Consider the following 24,808-nt stretch of genomic DNA (forward strand, 5'->3'; position numbering starts at 1 on the left):
AAAAGTTCCAGAATTTTCTGGAACTTTTTTTGTTTATAGTTATCTAAAATTAGAATAATCTATGGATTACACTAGTATTAAAATTATAAATGTATCACTTCACCATAAGCATCTGCAACAGCTTCCATAACTGCTTCACTCATGGTAGGATGTGGATGTACCGTTTTTAATACTTCGTGTCCTGTAGTCTCTAGTTTACGTCCTAAAACGGCTTCAGCAATCATGTCCGTAACACCAGCGCCAATCATATGACAACCTAACCACTCACCATATTTAGCGTCAAAAATTACTTTTACAAAACCATCTTTTGCTCCAGCAGCACTTGCTTTACCTGACGCAGAGAATGGGAATTTTCCAACTTTTATATCAAAACCTTGTTCTTTGGCTTGTTTTTCAGTTAAACCAACACTTGCAATTTCTGGGCTAGCATAAGTACAACCAGGGATGTTACCGTAGTCTAATGCTTCCACATGCATTCCTGCAATTTTTTCTACACATAAAATGGCTTCAGCAGAGGCAACATGCGCCAAGGCTTGACCAGGAGTAATATCTCCAATAGCATAGTATCCAGGGATGTTAGTTTGGTAATAATCATTTACTAAGATTTTATCTCTATCTACTGCAATACCAACAGCTTCTAGTCCAATATTTTCTATGTTAGATTTTATACCAACAGCAGATAACACGATATCAGCTTCTAATACTTCTTCTCCTTTTTTAGTTTTGACAGTTGCTTTTACACCATCTCCAGAAGTATCAACACTAGTAACTTCTGCAGAAGTCATGATTTTTATACCACTTTTCTTAAAACTACGTTCTAGTTGTTTAGACACATCGTCATCTTCAACAGGAACAATTTTATCAAGATATTCTACTATAGTTACTTCTGTTCCCATAGAGTTATAGAAATAAGCAAACTCAACACCAATAGCACCAGATCCTACAACAATTAACTTTTTAGGTTGTTCTGGTAATGTCATAGCTTGTCTGTAACCTATTACTTTTTTACCATCTTGAGGTAAGCTTGGTAATTCTCTAGAGCGTGCTCCAGTAGCTATAATAATATGATCTGCACTATATTCTGTGCCGTTTACTTCAATTTTCTTTCCAGCTTTTAATGTTCCAAAACCTTCAATAACATCAATCTTGTTTTTTTTCATTAAAAACTTAACACCGTTGCTCATGCCTTCAGCAACACCACGACTACGTTTAACTACAGCGTCAAAATCTTTATCATAACCATTAACAGATAAGCCATAATCTTCAGCATGTTTTAAATATTCAAAAACTTGTGCAGATTTTAATAAAGCTTTGGTAGGAATACAACCCCAATTTAGGCAGATACCACCAAGACTTTCTTTTTCTACAACAGCAGTTTTTAAACCTAATTGAGATGCTCTAATAGCAGCTACGTATCCTCCAGGACCACTTCCAAGTACAATTACATCGTATTTACTCATTCTATTATATTTTGTAGTTTTAAGAAGTTACGAAGTTACAAAACCAAATTTGAATAAAGAATTTAGAATCTTAAAAAATTATAACTTTATACTACCTTTGCATAGCAAGTTTTTTAATATGAATATACCTAAATCTAGTTTTCCACGCATTGTAATTATTGGTGGTGGTTTTGCGGGCATTGCGCTGGCTAAAAAATTATCTAAACAAGAAGTACAAGTGGTGCTTTTGGATAAACATAATTATCATACGTTTCAACCTTTGCTATACCAAGTCTCTACAGGTGGTTTAGAGCCAGATTCTATTGCTTATCCTATTAGAAAAGTGTTACAGGATTTTCCTAATTTTTATTTTAGACTTGCAAAAGTATCAGAAATTGATCCAAAACAGAATATAATACATACTAATATAGGCGAGGTTAAGTTTGATTATTTGGTGGTGGCATCAGGATCTAAGACCAATTATTTTGGTAATAAATCTATTGAAAACAATAGTATGGAGATGAAAACCATACCGCAATCTTTAAATTTAAGAAGTTTAATTTTAGAAAATTTTGAGGAGGCCTTATTGACGTCCGATTTAAATCGAAGGATTGCACTAATGAGTTTTGTAATTGTTGGAGCAGGACCTACAGGTGTTGAATTGGCAGGCGCTTTAGCTGAAATTAAAAAGGGGATATTACCTAAAGACTACCCTGATTTGGATACCCGTTTAGCACAAATACATTTAATCCAATCGGGAGATACTATTTTAAAAACAATGAGTCCTAAAGCTTCTAAAAAAGCAGAAGACTTTTTAGAGCAATTAGGTGTTAATGTTTGGAAAAATGTTAGGGTAACTAGTTATGATGGTACAACAGTAACCACAAATAGTGATTTGACATTTGATTCTGAAACCGTCGTTTGGGCTGCAGGAGTAAAAGGTGCAGCAATAAAAGGATTAGATGCCGAGCAATTTGTATCCCGAAGTAATAGAATTTTGGTTAACGAGTTTAGTCAAGTCAAAGGATTGGATCATATTTTTGCAGTAGGGGATGTGGCCGAAATGGTTTCTGAAACAGTGCCTCATGGGCATCCAATGATGGCACAACCTGCCATACAACAAGGAAAACTATTAGGTGATAATATCTTAAAATTATTAGAAAATAAACCCATGACTCCTTTTGTTTATAAAGACAGAGGGTCTATGGCGACTATCGGTCGAAATAGAGCAGTTGTAGATCTACCCAAATTTAAGTTTCAAGGTGTTTTTGCTTGGTTTGTTTGGATGTTTGTACACTTATTTTCTTTAGTAGGTTTTAGAAACCGTACCGTGGTTTTTATCAATTGGGTCTATAATTATATCCGATTTGACAGAGAAGCACGATTAATTATAAGACCTTATAAAAAGAAACTAAAATCTTAGGTTTTAGGTTTGCTAAATTTTTCTGAATTAAATTGTACCGATTGTCCTTTTGGTATCGATAAAGACTGCCAGTCGTTATTTTTAAGACTAACACCGATATAGGCGATTTGACCAATATGATAACTGTAATGTCCTAGTTGTCTAAATATAGCGTCGGCTACAGTATGACTTTCGTTACGGATATAAACGGTACGCTCTAAATCTTCGTTTTTAAGCGGTTTTATAGCGTCATAAACACATTGCCATCCTTTGTTCCAATCGGCAATAAGTTGGTCTTTGGTAGTGTAAGTGGCTTCAAACTCTTGTTCGCGTTGACGCCAGTTTTTCTCGCCATCTTCGGTTAAAAAGTTAGTCCAACGACTTAACATATTTCCAACCATATGTTTTACAATTATAGATACACTATTAGAATTATTGTGAGATTGCCAATTCAGGTCATCAAAAGATAACTGCTGAAGAGTTTTATCTCCAGCAGTTTTATAGTAATCAAACTGTTTTATTAGACTTGTAATGTGACTATTCATCTTTAAAATCTACACTTGCTGAGTTAACACAAAAACGGGTTCCTGTTTCCGTAGGACCATCGTTAAACACATGTCCTAAATGGCCGCCACAATTAGAGCAAACCACTTCTGTTCTAATCATCCCATGCGTTTTGTCTAAAATGTTTGTCACACTTCCAGGTATAGCTTCGTCAAAACTTGGCCAGCCACAATTAGATTCGAATTTATTGTTGCTTTCAAAAAGTTTCTGGTGACAAGCAGCACAGGTATAAGCGCCCGCTTCAAAATGAAGATTGTATTTGCCTGTATGCGGCATTTCGGTGCCTTTTTTGCGTAAAATACGATACTGTTCGTCGGTTAATTCTTTACGCCAGTCGTCTTCCGATTTTGTTACTTTATAATTAGTCATTATTTGGTTTAAAATTTAATGCCACGCCGTTTATACAATGTCTTTTTCCTGTAGTTTCTTTTGGTCCATCATTAAAAACATGACCTAAATGCCCACCACAAGTCGCGCAATGTTCTTCGTCTCTAGTATATCCAATTTTAGTATCCGTTCCAAATGCAACATTACCTTCAATGACTTTATCAAAACTTGGCCAACCTGTTCCAGAATCAAATTTAGCTTCACTTTTAAATAAAGGCGTATCGCAAGCAGCACAATGATAGACACCTGCGCTGTATTGTTTGTTTAAGTCGCTAGAAAAGGGGCGTTCTGTGCCAGATTTTCTTAACACGTTATATTCCGCAGCTGTTAATTCTGTTTTCCACTCTGTTTCTGTTTTAGTAATTTCAAAGGCTTCTTTAGCTTTTTTATCCTGCGCTTTGCTATTGCAATTAAACAGAACACACGTAATTACTAGTAGTGCTATTTTTTTCATAATTTTTCTTTTTTTAAAGGTATTGTAAAATCTTAATATAGAATTAATACAGTCGTAATTTTAAATTAAAAATAACATTTTAAGGTTTCGATTTTTAAATGTAACTTTTCAACTTCTAATTAAATTATCTCAAAATGAAACTATTTCATATTAGTGCAGAATGTTATCCCATTGCAAAAGTTGGTGGGTTAGCAGACGTTGTAGGTGCATTACCTAAGTATCAGAATAACTTAGGACATTCCGCTGCTGTCATCATGCCTTACTATGATAATGCGTTTACACAGGCTCATGTTTTTTCTTCAGTTTATGAAGCTTCTTTAGCTTTGGGAGACTCAGAAGTTAATTTTAAAGTGTTGAAAACCAAAGCGTCTATTTTAGATTTTGAGGTGTTTTTTATTGACATTCCAGAATTACTTTTTAAAACATACGTGTATTCTAATAATGATACCGATCGGTTTCTTGCTTTTCAAATAGCAGCTTTAGATTGGATTTTAACGTTAACGGAACAACCAGAAATTATCCATTGTCATGATCATCACACTGGATTAGTTCCGTTTATGCTTCAGGAATGTTATAAGTATAAAACATTAGATACAATACCGGTAATTACCACGATACACAATGCGCAATATCAAGGTTGGTTTGGGTATGATAAATTACAGTTAATTCCAGAATTCGACACGTCTAGAACAGGTCTTTTAGATTGGGATAATAACATAAACCCTTTAGCTTCGGCTATTAAATGTGCTTGGCGTGTAACGACGGTTTCTCCAAGTTATATGGAAGAATTGAAAATGGAAGCTAATGGATTGCAAGGTTTATTAAGCGCCGAAAGTGATAAATGTATTGGTGTTTTAAATGGTATTGATAGTGACGTTTGGAATCCCGAAACAGATGGTTATATAACATCAAATTATAATTTAAAAACGGTACATAAAGGAAAACTGAAAAATAAATTAGCCCTTTGTAAAACGTTTGATTTAGATGAAACAAAACCATTAATTGTTTTTATAGGACGATTGGTATACGAGAAAGGAGCAGATGTCTTTCCTTCAGCCTTAGAAAAAGCCTTAGAAGATAAAAATTGTAGTGTGTTGGTTTTAGGCTCGGGTAATTATGAATCAGAACAGGCCTTACTTCATCTAAAAGAAAAATATATAGGTCAGTATAATACCTTTATCGGCTATGACGAAAAATTGTCGCATAATATGTATGCTGGTGCAGACTTTTTATTAATGCCATCTCGAGTAGAACCTTGCGGATTAAATCAATTATACGCCTTACGTTATGGGACAATCCCCGTAGTAAGAAGTATTGGTGGTTTAAAAGATACCGTTATTGATATTAATGAAAAAGATGGCTTTGGGATTAGCCATGAGCAGGTTACCGTAGAAGAAATTTACCATGCAATTAATAGAAGTATTGATTTATACAATAAAACGTCTATCTTTAAGTCACTAACTAAACACATTATGACTATTGATCATTCATGGGACGTTTCAGCAAAAGCATATATTAATTTATACCAATCTTTAAAAAAATAAATATGATTAATAATAAAGTGTTATCTATAATTCTAGGAGGAGGACAAGGCTCAAGATTATACCCTTTAACTGCAACACGATCTAAACCAGCAGTACCTATTGCAGGAAAATATAGATTGGTAGATATCCCTATTTCTAATTGTATAAATTCTGATATCAAACGTATGTTTGTGTTAACACAGTTTAACTCGGCATCGTTAAATCGTCATATAAAAAACACATATCATTTTAGCTTTTTTAGTTCTGCTTTTGTAGATGTTTTAGCAGCAGAGCAAACTCCAGGAAACGAAGGTTGGTTTCAAGGTACAGCAGATGCGGTTAGACAAAGTATGCATCATTTTTTACAACATGATTTTGAATATGCTTTAATATTATCCGGGGATCAGTTATACCAAATGGATTTTAATGCCATGGTAGATGCGCATGTAAAAGCTAATGCTAAAATATCAATAGCAACAATACCTGTCAATGCAAAAGATGCGACGTCTTTCGGGATCCTTAAAACAGACGATAAAAATGTAATCACGTCGTTTATTGAAAAGCCGGATGCTTCATTATTACCAGACTGGACGTCTGCTGTGAGCCCAGAAATGGAAAAACAAGGAAAGCATCATTTAGCTTCTATGGGAATTTATATTTTTAATAGAGACCTATTGGTAGAGTTAATGAGTAATCCGGAGACTATTGATTTTGGTAAAGAAATCATTCCGCAGTCCATAGAGAAACATAAAACCTTAAGCTACCAGTTTGAAGGGTATTGGACGGATATTGGTAATATTGACTCATTTTTTGAAGCTAATCTTGGTTTAACGGATGATATTCCTAAATTTAATTTATACGATAAAGACCAAAGTGTATATACACGTGCAAGGATTTTACCAACCTCTAAAATTTCTGGAACTGCTTTAGATAAAGCGGTAATTGCTGAAGGTTGTATTATTCATGCAGCAAAAATTGAAAAATCGGTTATTGGTATACGATCTAGAATTGGAAAAGAGACCACCATTATTAATACTTATATGATGGGATGTGACTCTTATGAATCTCTAAAAGAAATAGAATCAAATAAGGTAAGTATTTTAATGGGAATTGGAGAACGTTGTTTTATTAAAAACACCATTATTGATAAAAATATAAGAATTGGAGATGATGTGCGTATTAATGGTGGAAAGCATCTTGAAAATATAGAAACGGATACTTACGTGATTAAAGACGGTATTGTAGTGATTAAAAAAGGAGCAATAATACCTAATGGGTTTGTAATATAATATATGGCAGATGTAACAGTATTTAGTTTGTTTACAGATTTTGATATTAATCTCTTTAAGTCCGGAGAACACTATAAGTTATACGAAAAATTTGGATCGCATATCAGGACTGTAAATGGAGTAAAAGGTACTTATTTTTCTGTGTGGGCACCAACAGCTAAGCAAGTCTCTGTAGTTGGAGATTTTAATTATTGGACAGAAGGCGAACACTTATTAAATGTGCGATGGGACGAAAGTGGTATTTGGGAAGGATTTATACCCAATGTAGGCAAAGGACATACGTACAAATACAAAATACAAAGTAATAATAACGGTATTGTAACAGAGAAAGCAGACCCGTATGCTAGACGTTGTGAACATAATCCAAACACTGCATCCATAGTTTGGGAAGATGACTATAGTTGGAAAGATGAGAAATGGATGGCTTCTCGTAAAGCCAAAAATGCACTAAATGCACCGTATTCTGTGTACGAAGTTCATTTAGGATCTTGGAAAAAACAGATTGAAGAGGATCGATTTTTATCTTATGTAGAGTTGGCAGAAGACTTAGTCAATTATGTCAAAAGTATGAATTTTACGCATGTAGAGTTGATGCCAATCATGGAGTTTCCGTATGATCCAAGTTGGGGCTATCAAATTACAGGCTATTTTGCGCCAACCTCACGGTTTGGATATCCTGAAGAATTCAAGCTGTTAGTCGATAAACTGCATCAAAATGACATCGGAATTATATTAGATTGGGTACCCTCACATTTTCCTGAAGATGCACATGGTCTCGGGTTTTTTGATGGGTCTTGCTTGTATGAGCATCCAGATAAGAAAAAAGGCTATCACCAAGACTGGAAAAGCTTAATCTTTAATTATGGACGTAACGAGGTGAAGTCCTTTTTAATAAGTAATGCTATTTTTTGGCTTGAGCAATTCCATGCCGATGGATTGCGTGTAGATGCTGTAGCATCTATGCTATTTTTAGATTATAGTAGAGAAGAAGGCGAGTGGGAACCTAATATTTACGGCGGACGAGAAAATTTAGACGCTATTGCGTTTATGAAAGAGTTAAACGTCGCTGTCTATAGTAATTTTCCAGATGTACAAACGATAGCGGAGGAATCCACCGCATTTCCCGGAGTCTCGAAACCAGTCTTTTTAGGTGGTTTAGGGTTTGGGATGAAATGGATGATGGGATGGATGCATGATACATTGCAGTATTTTGCAAAAGAACCTATTTATAGAAAACACCATCAAAACGATATTACTTTTTCTTTAACCTATGCGTTTACAGAAAACTTCATGTTGCCTTTAAGTCATGATGAAGTTGTCTATGGCAAAAAATCCATTTTAGGACGGATGCCAGGAGACGAGTGGCAGCGTTTTGCAAACCTGAGATTGTTATACAGTTATATGTTTACACATCCAGGAACAAAGCTATTATTTCAAGGGGCAGAAATTGGTCAAAGTGAAGAGTGGGACTTTCAAACCAGCTTAGATTGGCATTTATTAGAATATCAATCGCATAAAGGGATTAGTAATTTTATAAAAGCCATAAATACATTTTATAGATCAGAACCTGCATTATATCAAAAGCAATTTTCTCATGACGGTTTTGAGTGGATAGATTATGGAGATGCAGAGCATTCTGTTATTGTGTTTATAAGAAAAGGAAACCAACCAAAGGATAATGTAATTATTGCTTGTAATATGACGCCTGTGCCTTTAGAAAACTATCGTATTGGTTTGCCTAAAAAAGGAGCGTTGATTGAAATTTTCAATAGTGATAATAAACCATTTTTTGGAACAGGAGATTTTAGAAATGAGCATTTAACATCGGAATCAAAATTGTGGCATTCTAGAAAGCATTCAGTAGAAATCATAATCCCACCTTTAGGTATGGTTGCTTTTAAATATCAATAAAATTCAAAATAAATCAGTTTATAAAAGCTATTGATTTCTCAATTTTACCTACTGATAATAAAGGTTTTAATAATTTTTAATATCGAAAACGTTATAGTTAATAATTTGTAATAATAACTGTATTCATTGTTTTCATAACAGTGTAATTTTCCGTTTTTTTACTTTAAATATAATATACAATTATGATTGTAAATACCGAATTAGAACAAAAAGGAAACTTGTTTCCATCAAAGTTCGTCTCTTTTAAAAAAGATGTCGATACGTTATATTTTTCAACAGATAATAATGTGGTCCTTCAATTAACTGTTTTTAGAGACAGTGTCTTACGATTTAGGTATACAACCACAGGTACTTTTGATAATGATTTTTCCTATGCTATTACTAAATATGCTAGCAAAGGGTATAATCATTTAGAGATTATAGAAAATGAAGAAGAATACCATATCATCACGTCTAAATTATTGTGTAAAATTGCGAAAGAAAATTTAAGAATACGTATTTATGATGTTAAGGATAATACCTTAATTAATGAAGATGAAATTGGTTTTCATTGGGAAGAAAGCTATGAGTATGGTGGTAACATTGTCAAAATGAGTAAAACCATAAATGACCGTGAGAGCTACTTTGGATTAGGAGATAAACCAGAACATTTAAATTTAAAAGGAAAACGTTTTGAAAATTGGGTAACAGATTCTTATGCCTTTGGAAAACAAACAGATCCAATTTATAAAGCTATTCCGTTTTTTACAGGATTACATCATAACAAAGCCTATGGTATTTTCTTTGATAATACCTTTAGAACGTATTTCGATTTTGGTCAGGAAAGACGTAATGTCACCAGTTTTTGGGCACAAGGAGGCGAGATGAACTACTATTTTATCTACGGACCTAAAATGAATGATGTGGTAGAAAGTTATACGGATTTAACCGGAAAACCACACCAATTACCACCACTTTGGGCGTTAGGATTTCATCAATGTAAATGGAGTTATTATCCAGAAGCTAATGTCAAAGAAATCACAAACAAGTTTAGAGAACTACAAATACCATGTGATGCCATTTACTTGGATATTGATTATATGGATGGCTTTAGATGCTTTACTTGGAACAAGGAGTATTTTCCGGATCCTAAACGTATGGTGAAAGAGTTATTGGATGATGGTTTTAAAACCGTAGCGATTATAGATCCAGGTATTAAAATCGATCACGAGTATTCTGTGTTTAAGGAAGCATTAGAAAAAGACTATTTCTGTAAACGTGCTGATGGACCCTACATGAAAGGAAAAGTATGGCCTGGCGAGTGTTACTTCCCAGATTTTACTAAACCAGAAGTGAGAGATTGGTGGTCAGGTTTATTTAAAGAGTTGGTGGAAGATATTGGTGTGCAAGGGGTTTGGAATGATATGAACGAACCTGCAGTTATGGAAGTACCAAACAAAACATTTCCGGATGATGTTAGACATGATTATGATGGTAACCGTTGTAGTCATAGAAAAGCACATAATATCTATGGTATGCAAATGGCGCGAGCAACGTATCATGGAATGAAAAAATTTAATTACCCAAAACGTCCATTTGTTATAACCAGAGCAGCGTATTCCGGAACGCAACGTTATACGTCTACTTGGACAGGAGATAATGTAGCCACTTGGGAACATTTAAGTATTGCAAATATCCAAGCGCAACGTATGGCGATGTCAGGCTTTAGTTTTGCAGGAAGTGATATTGGTGGTTTTGCGGAGCAGCCTCAAGGCGAATTATATACGCGTTGGATCCAGTTAGGTGTATTCCATCCGTTTTGTCGTGTGCATTCTTCAGGAGACCATGGCGATCAAGAACCTTGGGCTTTTGATGATGATGTTACTGATATTGTTAGAAAATTTATTGAGTTACGTTACCAACTGTTACCGTACTTATATACCGCATTCTGGAAGCTGATAGAACACGGGACACCATTATTACAATCACTAGTTTTATTCGATCAAGAAGACCAACAAACGCATTATAGAACAGATGAGTTTGTTTACGGAAATCAAATATTGGTGTGTCCAATTCAAGAGCCAAATGCAAAAGGACGCAGAATGTATATCCCAAGAGGAAGTTGGTATAATTTCTGGACCGATGAGTATGTGGAAGGTGGTAAAGAAAAATGGGTAGATGCCGAAATAGATAGTATGCCAATGTTTATTAAAGAAGGAGCAATTATTCCTAAGTTTCCTGTGCAACAATATGTTGGTGAAATTGAAATAGAAGAATTAACGTTGGAAGTCTATTATAAATTAGGTAAAGAAGTTTCTGAGTTGTATGATGATGCTCATGATGGTTATGATTATACTAAAGGTCGTTATAGTTTCAGAACATTTAAATTAACAGGTAAGGCTAACGAGTTAATTATACAGCAACATAAAGAAGGAAAGTATGAAGCCTCGTACAAGACCTTTAAGTTAAATATTCATGGTTTACCATTTCAAATAAAAGAGATTCAAATTGATAATGAAATCATCTCATTGGAGCATTTAAAAGTAAATGGAACGGTGTCTATGGTTATTGATAAAAAGTTTTCTGAAATTCATTTAATCGGGAACTAATTTCATTTATACTGCATTTCAAAGACTATTTTTGATGTTAATCGATGTTGTTAATATCAAAAATACGGTCGTTGGTTAATTGTGGCTAAGTTTTTGTAGATTTATAAAAGAATAAACAATACTAAATATGAAATTTAAGAATACAGTAGTTATAGCATTAATATTAGTTATGGTTTTGTCCTGTGCGACTAATCCATTTACTGGAAAAAAGACCCTTGCATTTGTGTCTAATACGGAATTATTTCCTTCTTCATTTGCGCAATATAATCAAGTATTGACAGAAAGTAAAGTAGAAACGGGGACATCACGTGCTGAAATGATCAAGCGTGTTGGTCAGCGTATAGCAATTGCTGCAGAACGTTGGTTAAAAGCTAATGGACAAGAAGGCTATTTAAATGATTATAAATGGGAATATAACTTAATTGATGAGGATATTGTCAATGCATGGTGTATGCCGGGAGGTAAGATTGTATTTTACACAGGTATTTTACCAGTTGCCGAAAACGAATCTGCAGTTGCTGCGATTATGGGGCATGAAGTTGCACACGCATTAGCAAATCATGGACAACAACGTATGAGTGCTGGTATGATTCAACAAGGTTTGTCTGTTGCAGGTAATGTAGCATTGGCAAATGATGAAAAAAAATTAGGAATTTTTAATCAGTCTTATGGAATTGTCTCTAATGTTGGAGGAATGTTACCTTTTAGTAGAAGTCATGAAACAGAAGCAGATGAAATAGGATTATATTTAACAGCTATTGCTGGTTATAATCCAGATGAAGCTGCAAATTTATGGAGACGTATGGCGGCAGCAAGCGGAGGAGAAGCACCAGCTGAGTTTTTAAGTACTCACCCTGCAAATCAAACACGTATTGATAATTTAACAGCATTAGCACCAGCTGCTAAAGTGGAAGCAAAAAAGTTTGGAGTTTCTAGTTTTAGACCTTTAGGGAAATACTAAGTTACTTCTAAAAATATTTAATTTCTTTCGAAGCTGCTCTTTTATAGAGCAGCTTTTGTATTTTTAAGCACTAACTAACAACTATTAAATGGCACATTTGGAAAAAGGAAGTAAAAAATTACTTAATGCTTGGGCATTCTATGATTGGGCAAATTCGGTTTATACGCTAACAATAGCATCTTCGATATTTCCTATTTTTTATTCGGCATTATTTGTATCCCAAGTAGAAAAAACGGTGCCTGCATTTGGAATGGTCTTTAAAAGTACTGCATTAATAACGTATGTGACTGCATTTACATTTTTGGTTGTTGCATTTACATCTCCTATATTATCGGGTATCGCAGATTATGTAGGGAATAAGAAAAATTTCATGAAATTTTTCTGTTACGTAGGTAGTATTGGATGTATTGGTTTATACTGGTTTAGTATCGAGTCTATCCATATTAGCTTATTATTTTACTTTATGGGACTAATTGGATATTGGGGGAGTTTGGTGTTTTATAACTCATATTTACCTGATATAGCTTATCCAGAACAGCAGGATAGTATTAGTGCTAAGGGATTTAGTATGGGGTATGTTGGTAGTGTTGTGTTATTACTATTAAATCTTGCAATGGTTATGAAGCCAGATTGGTTTGGGTTTGATATTAGTATCTCAGAAACGCTAAGAAATACAGGTACAGAAGTACAAATAACTGAAGCATTGACTAAAGCTAAAAATGCAGCCTCTTTTGAAGCCATGCGCATCTCTTTTATTACCGTAGGTTTGTGGTGGATGTTGTTTAGCCAATATTCGTTTTATGTTTTACCAAAAGGAGTTTCAAAAGGACATAAAGTAACTAGAGCAATTGTTTTTAATGGTCTAAAAGAGTTGAGGTTGGTTTGGATTGAGTTAAAGAAGGATCTAAGACTTAAACGGTACCTAATCGCTTTTTTTGTGTTTAGTATGGCAGTACAAACCATTATGTTGGTTGCGGTGTATTTTGGAGAGGAAGAAATTGCTTGGGGAGGGGCAGATGCTAAAACACAAGGTTTAATTGTCAGTATATTGGTTATTCAGTTGGTGGCTATTCTCGGTGCATTCTTGACGTCCATTGCCTCATCTAAATTCGGGAATATTAAAACACTTATTATTGTAAATATCGTTTGGATGTTATTGTGTTTCTATGCTTATTTTATGGAAACGCCTATGCAGTTTTATTTAGCTGCTGGGTTTGTTGGTTTAGTTATGGGAGGCGTGCAAAGTTTAGCACGATCGACGTATTCTAAGTTTTTACCAGAAACAGAAGACACAACGTCTTATTTTAGTTTTTATGATGTGGCGGAAAAAATAGGAATCGTAATAGGGATGGTTATTTTTGCTACCATAGATCAAATAACAGGAAGTATGCGTAACGCTATTTTGTTTTTATTTGTGTTCTTTTTATTAGGAATTATTTTACTGTTTAGAGTTCCTAAAGAAAGGGAATTAAATTAATTGTCTTAAGTTTATAATCTAAAATTTTTTAAAATGAAAAAAATATTACTTCCATTATTATCCTTAGTCTTAGTATTGTTTAGTTGTGAAAATGAAGCCTTAGAAGGTGAGTTTTCGGGTCTTGATGGAGAAGATTCTTCTTCTTCAATAGTTGGTGCTTGGACTTTAGTAAGTTTTAATAATACAATAAGCAATACTGGAGAAGTTAATGGTACAACCGTAGAGTCTAATACCATTATTGAAAGTACTGACACAAATTATAACATGACATTTACGGCAGCTAATACTTTTAATGCAGCAGGAAATTATGGTTACAATGTCAATTCGACTGTTAATGGTCAAAACAGTATGCAGGATTTATCTTTAGATGATGTTAGTGGTTCGGGAAGTTATACTGTTAATGGTACTGAAATGACTGTAAATGGTGGCTTTTTTACCTTAGAATTTCAAGGTATGGATTTATCTCAAGCGCAAGGTGAACAAACATTAGATTTTAGTATTACTGATAATGGACAAACTTTAACGTTTATTCAAGATACAACGGAAACAACTACAATTCCTGGTGGTGGATCTACGACTGCTGAGGTTACAGCGACCTCAATTTGGAGTCGAGTAACAACAACTAATACGAGTTGTGCTGACGCTATGGATGCTACATCGTTAGCAGAAAACGCTTATAATAATGACACGACTAATGCAGGTTTATGTAATGCTTATAAAACAGCATTACAAAATCAGATTACTGTTTGTGGTGATGCAAATGGAAGTATTCAAGTTATCTTTGATGGGTTAAATTGTAATTAATATAAGTTCCAATTCCCTTCTTTATAATAAGTATATAGTTTAGGGTTAAAAATAGTGTTAACTTTTATATTTGTCGTATCAGCTAATGGCTTTCCAAAAGAGGTCAAAAGGCTTAAGGAGCTATTATTAAGCCATTTTAAGGACGATATTCTAGAAACATCTACATCATGAACTTGCTTTGTCGTTATCTTGTTTTTACTACCTATTATCCAACCCCATTCTCCTAATGTCAAAATTTGATTGTGTAACGGAATAGTATTTAATTGTGCTGCTCTCATAGTCTTTTCAATACAATAAAAGGCTCTTGTAGCGTAATAAGGGCTTCCTGATTGGGTTATCATTAACCCGCTATCAGTTAACTTGTTTTTACATAGATAATAAAACTCTTTAGTATATAGTTTGTTTAAATCGACATTGTTTGGATCAGGAAGATCTACAAATATAACGTCATAAAGTGCTGGGTTTCTTTCTAAAAAAGAAAAAGCATCATCTGCCACAGTGGTTACTTTTGGACTGTTTAAGGCGTTATTATTTAGTGTTTTAAAAATAGTGTTGTCTTTACCTAATGCTAGCATTACAGGGTCTAAATCAACTAGTGTTATTGCGTTAACGTCGTTATATTTTAAAAGTTCTCTAGCTAAACAGCCATCACCACCGCCAAGAATTAAAATATTACTTTTTTTAGGAGCCAAACCCATCGTTACATGCGCCATAGGTTCGTGATACATAAACTCGTCAAAAGAAGAGAGTTGTTGATTTCCATTAATATATAACGAGTGCCAATCTTTCCATTTAGTGATAACAATTTTTTGATACTTGGTTTGTTTAGTAAATACAATTTTATCCTTGTATTTTACTTGCTCTCCGTATTTTACAATAGGGTTAGCAAAATAAAGACCAAGTCCAATACAGGTAGTCACTATAATATAGGTTGTAACTAAAATCTTTTTGGTTTTTTTAGAAAAAGTTTCTTTTAGTACCATAAATAACCAAAAGGAGACGCTTAGGTTAAGAAAACCGAGGATAAAAGGCGTATAGGTTAGTCCTAAATAAGGTAAACCTACAAAAGCGAAAAATAAACCACCGATTAAACTTCCAAAATAATCTTTTTCAAGTATGTTAGAAATGTTGAGTCTTAACTCTTCATATTCATCATTTATACGTGTTGCTAAAGGAATTTCTAAACCAATTAATAGACCAATTAATATCGAAAACAGGTAAATAATTAACCAAGAGAAATCTGTAAATCCATAAAATAAGTAGCAAATAATGGCTGAAAAGGATATAAAAACAGAAAGTATTAATTCTGTTACTATAAAAGATAATATGACATTACCGGTAAATAGTCTAGAGAGTCTACTACCTAATCCCATGGCAAATAACATGATGGAAACTATTAATGTAAACTGCAATATGGCGTTACCAATAAAATAAGAAGCCAACGTGGATAGAATGTATTCTGCCACTATACCGCTTAAACCAGTTGCGAATAATGCGACTTTTAAAGCGGTAGATTTTTGTTTTTTAGTATATTTCAAAGCCTCTATTTTCCTGTTCCTCCTGATCTAGATCTTGTAGAAGATCCTGATTTATATCTAGAAGAACTTCTGCTTGTTCTTTTATCTAAATTATTCCAACGTGATGCGTTTTTACTTTTTCTTGAGAAAAAAGGAGCTCTTGTCTTTTTCTGATAGTTACTTCTTGTTCCATGAGTATATGTATTGTTACCATTTTGACCATAGTAACTTCTACCGCTGGTATTGTAGGTTCTGTAATTGTTATAATCATTTCTAAAAAAGCTTCGTCTAGAGCCTAACCATAGCCAGAAAAAAGGACTAGTAGAGTGTGTTCTCCAACGTCTTTGTGTTGTTCCTGAATTAGTGTTTCCAGTCGAGTCTTGTGTTGTTTCTTCCCACTCACCATGAGCCGTATTACCAATGGCCCAACCATAACCTTCTGGTTGCGCTAATGTAGATATTTTACCATTATGACGCGATAAAATTTCCATTCCTAGATCATTTTTATGACTAGAGAAAAAGTCTTGATTGACAACAGCCCAATCTTTTTTAGTGCTGTACAACGAATCTTTTTTTAACTCCAATACTTTGTATTTGTGTTTGTGTATGATTTGATTTTCAGTTTCTTCAATAGTCATATCATCAAGTATGACTGAAAAATCATTTTTAGAGGTGTTTTTCAATATCGCCTGAGAAGGTTCTACGGTTACTTTTTTTACTTCTTTGTCTGCATTACCACAAGAAAAGGCTAGTAGGCTAAAAACAGCAGCATATATTAATCTTTTTGTCATGTTATAAGGTGTTAATGTTGGTTATTTTTTTTGGTTTGATTTCTTTTCCGAAAAAAGACTCAATACTCCCGTCACTCCATCTTTCAATAGTAATACAATCGTCTTTATAATAGAATTGATAACTAGTTAAGGTTTCTGTACTTGTAAAAGTAGTCATATTTCGGTATGAGCCTGAATAGGTTTCATCTAATTTGTAATCTTTGCCTTCAAAATTAAAAAAGCCATCTTCAATAATGTCATCTAAATCAATAGTTCCTAAAGGCAATTCTTCACTATAAATAACTTCAAATTCACCGCGGTAAAATTCGACTTCTAAATAAGCGCGTTGCGATCCATTTTCTATGGTATATTCGACACTCATATTTCCTGTGTCCCAGCTATACTCTCCAACCTCAATGATAGTCCAAGTGTTTTTAAATAAATTAAATGAAAAACCTACTTTTAATTTATTTAAGGGATGTTGTTTTTTATTTCCAAACATTAGTTATTGATTTCTTTATGACAATGTGGACAAACACATTTTTCTGATTGCTTTTGACTTCTAATTTCTTCGATGTAGGCGGAACTAATAATACCGGTTGGTAAGGCTACAAAACCAATACCTAATAAGGCAATAACGGCACTCATTATTTTACCAAGTCCTGTGATGGGATAAATATCTCCATATCCTACGGTTGTTAATGTTGCAACTGCCCACCAAAGGGATTGCCCTATATTTTCAAAGGCTTCTGGTTGTGCTTTATTTTCAATATAAAACATTAATGTAGATGCTATTATTAATAATATAAATACTAAAATAGCAGAGACTAATATTTCATTTTTGGTTTTAACTATTACCGATCGGATGACTGCTAAACTCTTGAAATTTCGATTTAATTTTAAAACTCTTAATAGTCTGAATAAACGTAATAGTCTTACTATTCTTAAATCTAAGGTGACTATAAATGGAAGGTAAAATGGTAATATGGACGCTAAATCTACTAGTCCCATGAAGGAAAAAACATATTTTAGACGTGCTCGAGTAGGGGAAAGAGTAGGATAGATTAAATCAGATACCCAAACACGAACGACATATTCAATAGAAAAAACGATAATTGTAAAAAGCTCTAATAATGTAAAAAAGGTTTTATAAGTTGTGTAAATCTCTTTATAAGATTCTAATATGATAGCTAATACATTAATTAGGATTAATACCGAAATAAAATAATCTAATAAGTCTTCGCCTTTAGCATTTCCTTTTTCGTCATCAAAATACTTAGCTATTTTTTTCTTCAAACTCATAGTTTACTTCATTTTGTTTAAGAAACCCCTTTGTGAAAATTGCTGTTCTACTTTATCAGATTCAAATTGCTCTTTGATCCATAAAATACCATCTTCAAGGTCATTAAATGTGCTACACGTAAAAAAATCTAAAGCGACATAGTTGTGCTCTGGCCAAGTATGAATGGCTATATGACTTTCTTTAATTACAATTACACCGCTAATACCAATAGGGGAGAATTGATGAATGGTTGTATTGACAATGTTTAGTTTCATCAATTTTGCGGCTTCTTCTAAAATCCGAGTTATTGATGCAACAGAATTAATGGTGTCTCTATTACAATTATAGTAATCTACTGTAGTTTGATATCCTAAGCTTTTTTGCATGGCTCAAATATAATATTCTTAAGCTAAAAACTTTATGACAAAAAAAGGATTTTACAATTACTTGTAAAATCCTTTGAATTTATTATTAGAAATAGAAAAACTAGTTACTGATATCTCCAGATCCTGTTACTTTTTTGTCTACTTTTTCAGGATTACCTTTATACTCGATATCTCCAGAGCCAGTTACTTTTGCTTTTAAGTTATCCTTGGCGTAAACAACAATTCCTCCAGATCCAGTAACTTTAGTTTGTGCATTATCTGCTTGTAAGCGTCCGGCATGAAAATCTCCAGAACCAGTAACACTAGCCTCTAAGTTCTTGGTATGTCCTGTTAACGTTAGATCTCCTGATCCTGTAACGGTAGCGTCCACGTTAATAGATTTTATATCTAAAGTCATGTCGCCAGATCCTGATACTTTAGTTTCAAAATTATTAGAATTTATAGTTGCGTTAGACGATACATCTCCGGATCCTGCAAGAGACACTTTGTCAATGTCATCAAAAGGAATAGTGATTGTGATCGTTTTGCTTCCGCTTGGTTTTAAGTTGATATTGTTTTTGATTTTAATAAGTAAACTGTTGGACTCAACTTCTGTTATGATATAGTTTAATAAGTTTTCTTCGCCTTCAATAGTAATGTTACCTTCTGTACCTTTTACTAATTTAAAATCCATCCAACCGGCTAATCTAATAGCATCATAATCTGAAGTCGATCTAGTAATAGTTGTGACGTTTCCGTTTCCTTTAATTTTTTTTCCATTGCCCCATTGTGCGTTACAAGAGGTAAATATTAGCAAAGTAAGTCCTAATACTAAGGTTTGTTTTAATGTTGTCATGTTGATTGATTTTGTATTATTAATTGATTATTTTTTCTCAAAAGACACGCTTCCGTATTCTGAGTTTATTTTTATTAAGTTTCCAGAGCCCTTTTTATAATGATAACCAGAATAATATTTATCGGAATTATTGATGCTTTTGGTTTCTATTTCAAAGTCGTCCTGCCCATTAAGTCCACCGTATTCTAAATTGATATCAAAATCGAAAGCATATTCAGGATCTATTCCGATTTTTATACCCACATAATCAGATTCGATATTTATGTCTCTGGCATTTTTGGTCATTTTTCCTATTTTAATGGACCCATAATCCGCATTTAAATTCACACTTTTATAAACATCACCTAGAACAACAGTCAAATAGTTTCCGTTACCCGAAATACTGTTAAGTTTGTTTACTCGTAAACTACCATAATCGCAATTGTAGTTTATTTTCTCTGCGATCTCAATAAGAGATTTAGTATAATCTGCTGTAATATTTAAGTCTTTAGTTTTTGCTACGGTAAAACCACTATAATCTGCATTTATTTTTCCGCTTTTGATGTATTCAAAATAACTATTATTGGTGTAGTCAAAATAGATGACGTTATTATCAGCAAGTAGCTCTTTAGTGGTAATTTTACCGTAGTCACAATGGATTTCGGCATGACCTTCTAAGGTGTCAATGGTGATATTTCCGTAGTCATTATTTAAATTGACATTATTAGTAATTGGTAATTTAACGACGTAATTAATTTTCATATTAACATTATCGTTGTCGGACCAATTCCACCAAGCATTTTTTTTCTTTTTACCAATAACGGTTTCGGCAGATACAAAACTTGAGTTAGCAGAAAATTCAACATCTATCTCATTTGTTCTTTTGGTAACTTCATCTGCATCATCCCCATTAGTAGTTATCGTAACTTCAATAGTTATCGTGTTTCCCGTCCACGTTATAATATCTACATTACCATACTTATTGACTATTTTAAGTGTTGCATCATCGTTAACAGTATACTCCTTGGTAATTATTTTCTTTTTGGTGTGTTTGCCATCCCAATTGCCAGTATTAGAGAATGCAAATAGCGGAAGCAATAAGCACAGGGTTAATTTATATAGTAGTTTCATAATTGTTTTGTTTTAATGTTTTGATCGCTTCAATTTGTAAAAGCGTGCTTTGCAGCAAATCTATTCTGTTTTGAAAGTTGGTAATCATAGCGTAAATAACACGTTGGTCTTCGCCACTTTCTATTAAGTTTAATTTTAAATTTTTGTATTCTTTTTCTAATTGTCCTAATCGCAATAGGGCATCATTTACAAGTTGTTCCGTTTCTGGACTTTTTACGGTATTAAGTTTGTTTAATTCAAACGTAATGGTGTTTGCAAAAAAACTTTGTGTTTCTGCTAATTCGGGTGAGATACTTGCTAAATCTTTATCTGCAGTATCAGGCTTTAAATTAAAAGTAATGGTTAATATTAAAGCAATAGAGGCGGCAACAGCAAGTAAAGGTTTCCAATAAGTAGATTTACTACTAGTTACTTTTAGGTCTGTTTTTGAAGCGTTTAATTTGTCCATAAAACGCTGTTGGTGTCCTAACGTAGGCGTTTCAACATCAAATTGATGGTCTAATTTTTTAAATAACTGTTCTATAGTATCGTTCATAACAATTAGTTTAATTGTTCTAATTTTTTTCTTAGACTGTCTTTAGCTCTAGAGACTGTTGTTCTGCAATTAGCATAACTGATGTCCATAATTTGACTAATTTCTTCATAATCATAACCTTCAATTAAATTTAAGGTTAAGGCAATTCTGTAATTAGATTTAAGCGTATGTAACGTGTCTAAAATTTGTTTTACTTTAACGGATGGCAATTCAGTGGTTGTATCTAAGCCTTGTTGGTCTTCAATTTTATACAATACATCATCCAATGCAACATCCTCGTTTTTTTTATTCTTATTAAACGCATGGATGCTATTATTAACAACAATACGTTTAAGCCAAGCACTAAATGTGCTTATTTCTTTTAGTTTATTTAGCTTTATAAATGCAGTCAAAAAAGACTCTTGCATAATATCTTCGGCTTCAAAACTATTGTTCACAATTCTAAATGAGGTATTGTACATCGCTTTGTAATATCTGTTGTAAATCTCCAATTGTGCTAATTGGTTACCAGATAAGCAAAGTGTTATAAGCTGCTCAATATTGTGTTTGGTTAGTGTCAAAAAATGGTTTGTTTTATATAAAGAGGAAAGTTAAAACAGTTTGTTACAGTTTTTGAAAAAAAATAATTTAAATTTTATTTATTTATTAGTATTGTATTGCTTTCAAGTGAATAGTAGTCACTTTGAAACTAGAAACTTAAAAAGTGGCACATTAATTGAATTTTTAATAGTGTAAATGTGTTATTGTATATTGCTAGTGTTAAGTAAATCAATGTGATAGCTAAAAAAACAAATTTAATTTTTAAAAAATAATAGTCTAGGTGAAACCTTTAACGTGACATTATGACTTATATATATCTATGAAAAAATCTAACTTTATATCGCTTGACAGTTTGTCATTACAGGATTTTGATGAAAATTCAGAGTTAATACCTTTAATGACGCCTGAAGATGAAGAAAAAATAGCAAAAGAAGAATTACCAGAATCGTTACCAATTCTATCATTGCGTAATACCGTATTGTTTCCTGGTGTTGTAATACCTATTACAGCAGGACGTGATAAGTCTATCAAATTAATTAACGACGCTAATAAAGGCGAAAAAGTGATTGGAGTAGTCTCTCAAATAGATGAGGATGTTGAAGATCCAAAAGCTAAAGAGTTACATCAAGTCGGTACCGTTGCTAGAATTTTGAAAGTTTTAAAAATGCCTGATGGTAACACAACCGTTATCATACAAGGTAAAAAACGTTTTGAAATTGATACGGTAATTACTGAGGAACCTTATATTAAAGCTACAGTTAAGGAAGTGCCTCAAGCGACTCCTGCTAAGAAAAATAAAGAGTTTGCAGCAATAATAGATTCTATTAAAGAATTAGCTGTACAAATAATAAAGGATAGCCCGAATATTCCTACGGAAGCTACTTTTGCTATTAAAAACATTAAAAGTGATGCGTTTTTAATCAATTTTGTGTCGTCAAACATGAATTTGTCTGTTGACGAAAAACAAGCACTTTTAGAAATTAACGATTTAAAAGAAAGAGCTTTAGAAACGTTACGTTTTATGAATGTCGAATTCCAGAAATTGGAACTTAAAAACGATATCCAGTCTAAAGTACAGAGTGATTTAAATCAACAACAACGCGAATATTTCTTAAATCAGCAATTAAAAACCATCCAAGAAGAATTAGGTGGTGGTAATGCTGAAGAAATTGAAGCGATGAAAAAACGTGCTAAGACTAAAAAATGGGACAAAAAAGTAAAAGAACATTTTGAAAAAGAATTAGCAAAAATACAACGTATGAATCCTCAGGTTGCCGAGTATTCTATACAACGTAATTACTTAGACTTGTTTCTAGATTTACCTTGGGGTAAGTTTAGTAAAGATAAGTTTGATTTAAAACGTGCCGAAAAAATATTAGATCGTGACCATTATGGTTTAGACGATGTTAAAAAAAGAATCATAGAGCATTTAGCAGTTTTAAAACTGCGTAATGACATGAAGTCTCCAATCTTATGTTTATATGGACCTCCAGGAGTTGGTAAAACCTCTTTAGGGAAGTCTGTTGCAGAAGCTTTAGGACGTGAGTATGTGCGTATGAGTTTAGGTGGTTTACGTGACGAAGCAGAAATACGTGGACACCGTAAAACATACATTGGTGCAATGCCAGGGCGTATATTACAGAGTCTTAAAAAAGCAGGAACGTCTAACCCTGTTTTTGTTTTAGATGAGATTGATAAGTTATCTAACTCTAATCAAGGGGATCCTTCTTCTGCGTTATTAGAAGTCTTAGATCCAGAACAGAATTCGGAGTTTCATGATAACTTCCTAGAAATGGGATATGACTTATCTAAGGTTATGTTTATTGCAACGACTAATAGTTTAAATACAATTCAGCCAGCGTTAAGAGATCGTATGGAGATTATTAATGTGACAGGGTATACTATTGAAGAAAAAGTGGAAATTGCAAAGCGTCACTTGTTACCTAAGCAATTAAAAGAACATGGTTTAACAGACAAGCATATTAAAATTGCAAAACCTCAATTAGAGAAAATTGTAGAAGGATATACTCGTGAGTCTGGTGTGCGTGGTTTAGAAAAGCAAATTGCTAAAATGGTGCGTTATGCAGCAAAAAATATAGCCATGGAGCAAGACTATAATATCAAAATATCTAACGAGGATATTATTGAGATTTTAGGAGGTCCAAAATTAGAACGTGATAAATACGAAAACAATAATGTAGCAGGTGTTGTTACGGGATTAGCTTGGACTAGAGTAGGAGGTGATATATTATTTATCGAGTCTATTTTATCTAAAGGAAAAGGATCGCTTAACATTACTGGAAACTTAGGTAAGGTGATGAAGGAATCGTCTACGATAGCTATGGAATATATTAAAGCACATGCTGAAGAATTAGGTATTGATCCAGATGTTTTTGATAAATATAATGTACATATCCACGTGCCAGAAGGTGCGACTCCAAAAGATGGACCAAGTGCAGGTGTGACGATGTTAACATCTTTAGTGTCGTTATTTACACAACGAAAAGTCAAAAAGAGCTTAGCGATGACTGGAGAAATTACACTTCGTGGAAAAGTTTTACCCGTTGGTGGAATAAAAGAAAAGATACTAGCTGCAAAACGTGCAAGAATAAAAGACATATTACTTTGTGAAGACAACAGAAGAGATATTGAAGAGATCAAGCCAGAATATTTAACTGGTCTTACATTTCATTATGTTTCAGACATGTTGGAGGTTGTTGATATTGCTATTACTGACCAAAAAGTTAAAAACGCAAAAAAATTATAAGACGCCTAAATAAGAAATAGTCAAAATATGTTCTGTAATATTTAGATTAAGTTCAATATTTGTGTAAGATGAGGCATTCTTAATATGAGGATTTGTCTCAAAAACAATGAAATACTAAGCTCTATTATTCTTTAATTTATTAAGAATAATAGAGTTTTTTTGCATAAAATCCCATGTTTTATTTAAGCGGGCTAATATGTATTTGGTAGGTATGTAGAAACGACTTTAGACGTGTAGGAAACAATATCAAGTGAGTGAGTTTGTAGT

22 protein-coding genes are annotated in these 24,808 nt (G+C 33.3%); 9 read left to right on the top strand and 13 right to left on the bottom strand.

The genetic code is table 11. The features are described from left to right. Positions 1-83 precede the first annotated feature (83 nt). Positions 84-1,460 carry a dihydrolipoyl dehydrogenase gene (gene lpdA, locus E9099_RS14925; protein WP_136584333.1) on the bottom strand — a complete coding sequence of 459 codons (1,377 nt, stop codon included), beginning with the start codon at positions 1,458-1,460 and terminating at the stop codon, positions 84-86. A 118-nt stretch (positions 1,461-1,578) separates the two neighbouring features. Between lpdA and E9099_RS14930 the strand changes: the two genes are divergently transcribed. Beyond that, positions 1,579-2,862 carry an NAD(P)/FAD-dependent oxidoreductase gene (locus E9099_RS14930; protein WP_136584334.1) on the top strand — a complete coding sequence of 428 codons (1,284 nt, stop codon included), beginning with the start codon at positions 1,579-1,581 and terminating at the stop codon, positions 2,860-2,862. Here the strand turns inward: E9099_RS14930 and E9099_RS14935 are convergent. Genes E9099_RS14935 through msrB (E9099_RS14945) form a run of 3 tightly spaced genes read right to left on the bottom strand, consistent with a single transcriptional unit; the run spans position 2,859 to position 4,246 of the window. Continuing rightward, positions 2,859-3,386: a DUF1572 family protein gene (locus E9099_RS14935; RefSeq protein WP_136584335.1), complete on the bottom strand. Its 528-nt coding sequence runs from the start codon at positions 3,384-3,386 to the stop codon at positions 2,859-2,861. The genes E9099_RS14930 and E9099_RS14935 overlap by 4 nt on opposite strands. Further along, entirely contained in the window at positions 3,379-3,774 is a 396-nt protein-coding gene (gene msrB / locus E9099_RS14940) for a peptide-methionine (R)-S-oxide reductase MsrB (RefSeq protein WP_136584336.1), read from the bottom strand. The genes E9099_RS14935 and msrB (E9099_RS14940) overlap by 8 nt, the downstream gene beginning before the upstream one ends. Further along, complete coding sequence (gene msrB / locus E9099_RS14945; protein WP_136584337.1) at positions 3,767-4,246, bottom strand: peptide-methionine (R)-S-oxide reductase MsrB; 480 nt, start codon at positions 4,244-4,246, stop codon at positions 3,767-3,769. Before msrB (E9099_RS14945) ends, msrB (E9099_RS14940) begins: the two co-directional genes overlap by 8 nt. 134 nt (positions 4,247-4,380) lie before the next feature. Here msrB (E9099_RS14945) and E9099_RS14950 point away from each other — a divergent pair, with 134 nt between their 5' ends. The 7 genes from E9099_RS14950 to E9099_RS14980 all read left to right on the top strand — a co-directional run bounded on the left by E9099_RS14950 (position 4,381) and on the right by E9099_RS14980 (position 14,799). Further along, positions 4,381-5,790 carry a glycogen synthase gene (locus E9099_RS14950; protein WP_136584338.1) on the top strand — a complete coding sequence of 470 codons (1,410 nt, stop codon included), beginning with the start codon at positions 4,381-4,383 and terminating at the stop codon, positions 5,788-5,790. Positions 5,791-5,792: 2 nt separating this feature from the next. Next, the gene (locus E9099_RS14955) at positions 5,793-7,058 is read left to right on the top strand and encodes a glucose-1-phosphate adenylyltransferase (protein ID WP_136584339.1); all 1,266 of its coding nucleotides are present in this window, start codon (positions 5,793-5,795) and stop codon (positions 7,056-7,058) included. A 3-nt stretch (positions 7,059-7,061) separates the two neighbouring features. Further along, on the top strand, positions 7,062-8,969 hold the full coding sequence (gene glgB / locus E9099_RS14960) for a 1,4-alpha-glucan branching protein GlgB (RefSeq protein WP_136584340.1): 1,908 nt from the start codon (positions 7,062-7,064) through the stop codon (positions 8,967-8,969). A 182-nt stretch (positions 8,970-9,151) separates the two neighbouring features. Continuing rightward, complete coding sequence (locus tag E9099_RS14965; protein ID WP_136584341.1) at positions 9,152-11,557, top strand: glycoside hydrolase family 31 protein; 2,406 nt, start codon at positions 9,152-9,154, stop codon at positions 11,555-11,557. Positions 11,558-11,684: 127 nt separating this feature from the next. Next, positions 11,685-12,518 (top strand): M48 family metallopeptidase, encoded by an 834-nt coding sequence (locus E9099_RS14970; RefSeq protein WP_136584342.1) that lies wholly within the window; start codon positions 11,685-11,687, stop codon positions 12,516-12,518. An 88-nt stretch (positions 12,519-12,606) separates the two neighbouring features. Next, positions 12,607-13,995, top strand: coding sequence for an MFS transporter (locus E9099_RS14975; protein ID WP_136584343.1), 1,389 nt, complete (start codon positions 12,607-12,609; stop codon positions 13,993-13,995). A 33-nt stretch (positions 13,996-14,028) separates the two neighbouring features. Further along, positions 14,029-14,799, top strand: a complete 771-nt coding sequence (locus E9099_RS14980; RefSeq protein WP_136584344.1) for a hypothetical protein — start codon at positions 14,029-14,031, stop codon at positions 14,797-14,799. Here E9099_RS14980 and E9099_RS14985 read toward each other — a convergent pair. The 9 genes from E9099_RS14985 to E9099_RS15025 form a co-directional block, all read right to left on the bottom strand. Next, complete coding sequence (locus tag E9099_RS14985; protein ID WP_136584345.1) at positions 14,796-16,337, bottom strand: polyamine aminopropyltransferase; 1,542 nt, start codon at positions 16,335-16,337, stop codon at positions 14,796-14,798. The genes E9099_RS14980 and E9099_RS14985 overlap by 4 nt on opposite strands. A gap of 5 nt (positions 16,338-16,342) precedes the next feature. Continuing rightward, a complete protein-coding gene (locus E9099_RS14990; protein WP_136584346.1) occupies positions 16,343-17,107 on the bottom strand; it encodes a hypothetical protein in 765 nt (254 codons plus the stop codon). A gap of 1 nt (position 17,108) precedes the next feature. Further along, positions 17,109-17,588 (bottom strand): DUF4178 domain-containing protein, encoded by a 480-nt coding sequence (locus E9099_RS14995; protein WP_136584347.1) that lies wholly within the window; start codon positions 17,586-17,588, stop codon positions 17,109-17,111. Continuing rightward, on the bottom strand, positions 17,588-18,388 hold the full coding sequence (locus tag E9099_RS15000; protein WP_136584348.1) for an ion transporter: 801 nt from the start codon (positions 18,386-18,388) through the stop codon (positions 17,588-17,590). The genes E9099_RS14995 and E9099_RS15000 overlap by 1 nt, the downstream gene beginning before the upstream one ends. A 3-nt stretch (positions 18,389-18,391) precedes the next feature. Continuing rightward, on the bottom strand, positions 18,392-18,754 hold the full coding sequence (gene speD / locus E9099_RS15005; protein ID WP_136584349.1) for an adenosylmethionine decarboxylase: 363 nt from the start codon (positions 18,752-18,754) through the stop codon (positions 18,392-18,394). 100 nt (positions 18,755-18,854) lie between these two features. Continuing rightward, positions 18,855-19,589 (bottom strand): head GIN domain-containing protein, encoded by a 735-nt coding sequence (locus E9099_RS15010; protein WP_136584350.1) that lies wholly within the window; start codon positions 19,587-19,589, stop codon positions 18,855-18,857. A 27-nt stretch (positions 19,590-19,616) separates the two neighbouring features. Further along, a complete protein-coding gene (locus E9099_RS15015; RefSeq protein ID WP_136584351.1) occupies positions 19,617-20,699 on the bottom strand; it encodes a hypothetical protein in 1,083 nt (360 codons plus the stop codon). Then, complete coding sequence (locus E9099_RS15020) at positions 20,683-21,234, bottom strand: hypothetical protein (protein WP_136584352.1); 552 nt, start codon at positions 21,232-21,234, stop codon at positions 20,683-20,685. Before E9099_RS15020 ends, E9099_RS15015 begins: the two co-directional genes overlap by 17 nt. Positions 21,235-21,239: 5 nt before the next feature. Next, positions 21,240-21,794, bottom strand: a complete 555-nt coding sequence (locus E9099_RS15025; RefSeq protein WP_136584353.1) for an RNA polymerase sigma factor — start codon at positions 21,792-21,794, stop codon at positions 21,240-21,242. A gap of 299 nt (positions 21,795-22,093) precedes the next feature. Between E9099_RS15025 and lon the strand changes: the two genes are divergently transcribed. Beyond that, positions 22,094-24,541 carry an endopeptidase La gene (gene lon / locus E9099_RS15030; RefSeq protein ID WP_136584354.1) on the top strand — a complete coding sequence of 816 codons (2,448 nt, stop codon included), beginning with the start codon at positions 22,094-22,096 and terminating at the stop codon, positions 24,539-24,541. Positions 24,542-24,808: the final 267 nt, after the last annotated feature.

This window comes from Psychroserpens sp. NJDZ02 (assembly GCF_004843725.1).
Taxonomy (GTDB): Bacteria; Bacteroidota; Bacteroidia; order Flavobacteriales; family Flavobacteriaceae; genus Olleya.

Excerpts from the sequence above, each read along its gene's own strand:
- lpdA (WP_136584333.1), bottom strand. The coding sequence starts at position 1,460 with ATGAGTAAATACGATGTAATTGTACTTGGAAGTGGTCCTGGAGGATAC.
- E9099_RS14930 (WP_136584334.1), top strand. The coding sequence starts at position 1,579 with ATGAATATACCTAAATCTAGTTTTCCACGCATTGTAATTATTGGTGGT.
- E9099_RS14935 (WP_136584335.1), bottom strand. The coding sequence starts at position 3,386 with ATGAATAGTCACATTACAAGTCTAATAAAACAGTTTGATTACTATAAA.
- msrB (WP_136584336.1), bottom strand. The coding sequence starts at position 3,774 with ATGACTAATTATAAAGTAACAAAATCGGAAGACGACTGGCGTAAAGAA.
- msrB (WP_136584337.1), bottom strand. The coding sequence starts at position 4,246 with ATGAAAAAAATAGCACTACTAGTAATTACGTGTGTTCTGTTTAATTGC.
- E9099_RS14950 (WP_136584338.1), top strand. The coding sequence starts at position 4,381 with ATGAAACTATTTCATATTAGTGCAGAATGTTATCCCATTGCAAAAGTT.
- E9099_RS14955 (WP_136584339.1), top strand. The coding sequence starts at position 5,793 with ATGATTAATAATAAAGTGTTATCTATAATTCTAGGAGGAGGACAAGGC.
- glgB (WP_136584340.1), top strand. The coding sequence starts at position 7,062 with ATGGCAGATGTAACAGTATTTAGTTTGTTTACAGATTTTGATATTAAT.
- E9099_RS14965 (WP_136584341.1), top strand. The coding sequence starts at position 9,152 with ATGATTGTAAATACCGAATTAGAACAAAAAGGAAACTTGTTTCCATCA.
- E9099_RS14970 (WP_136584342.1), top strand. The coding sequence starts at position 11,685 with ATGAAATTTAAGAATACAGTAGTTATAGCATTAATATTAGTTATGGTT.
- E9099_RS14975 (WP_136584343.1), top strand. The coding sequence starts at position 12,607 with ATGGCACATTTGGAAAAAGGAAGTAAAAAATTACTTAATGCTTGGGCA.
- E9099_RS14980 (WP_136584344.1), top strand. The coding sequence starts at position 14,029 with ATGAAAAAAATATTACTTCCATTATTATCCTTAGTCTTAGTATTGTTT.
- E9099_RS14990 (WP_136584346.1), bottom strand. The coding sequence starts at position 17,107 with ATGACAAAAAGATTAATATATGCTGCTGTTTTTAGCCTACTAGCCTTT.
- E9099_RS14995 (WP_136584347.1), bottom strand. The coding sequence starts at position 17,588 with ATGTTTGGAAATAAAAAACAACATCCCTTAAATAAATTAAAAGTAGGT.
- E9099_RS15000 (WP_136584348.1), bottom strand. The coding sequence starts at position 18,388 with ATGAGTTTGAAGAAAAAAATAGCTAAGTATTTTGATGACGAAAAAGGA.
- speD (WP_136584349.1), bottom strand. The coding sequence starts at position 18,754 with ATGCAAAAAAGCTTAGGATATCAAACTACAGTAGATTACTATAATTGT.
- E9099_RS15010 (WP_136584350.1), bottom strand. The coding sequence starts at position 19,589 with ATGACAACATTAAAACAAACCTTAGTATTAGGACTTACTTTGCTAATA.
- E9099_RS15015 (WP_136584351.1), bottom strand. The coding sequence starts at position 20,699 with ATGAAACTACTATATAAATTAACCCTGTGCTTATTGCTTCCGCTATTT.
- E9099_RS15020 (WP_136584352.1), bottom strand. The coding sequence starts at position 21,234 with ATGAACGATACTATAGAACAGTTATTTAAAAAATTAGACCATCAATTT.
- lon (WP_136584354.1), top strand. The coding sequence starts at position 22,094 with ATGAAAAAATCTAACTTTATATCGCTTGACAGTTTGTCATTACAGGAT.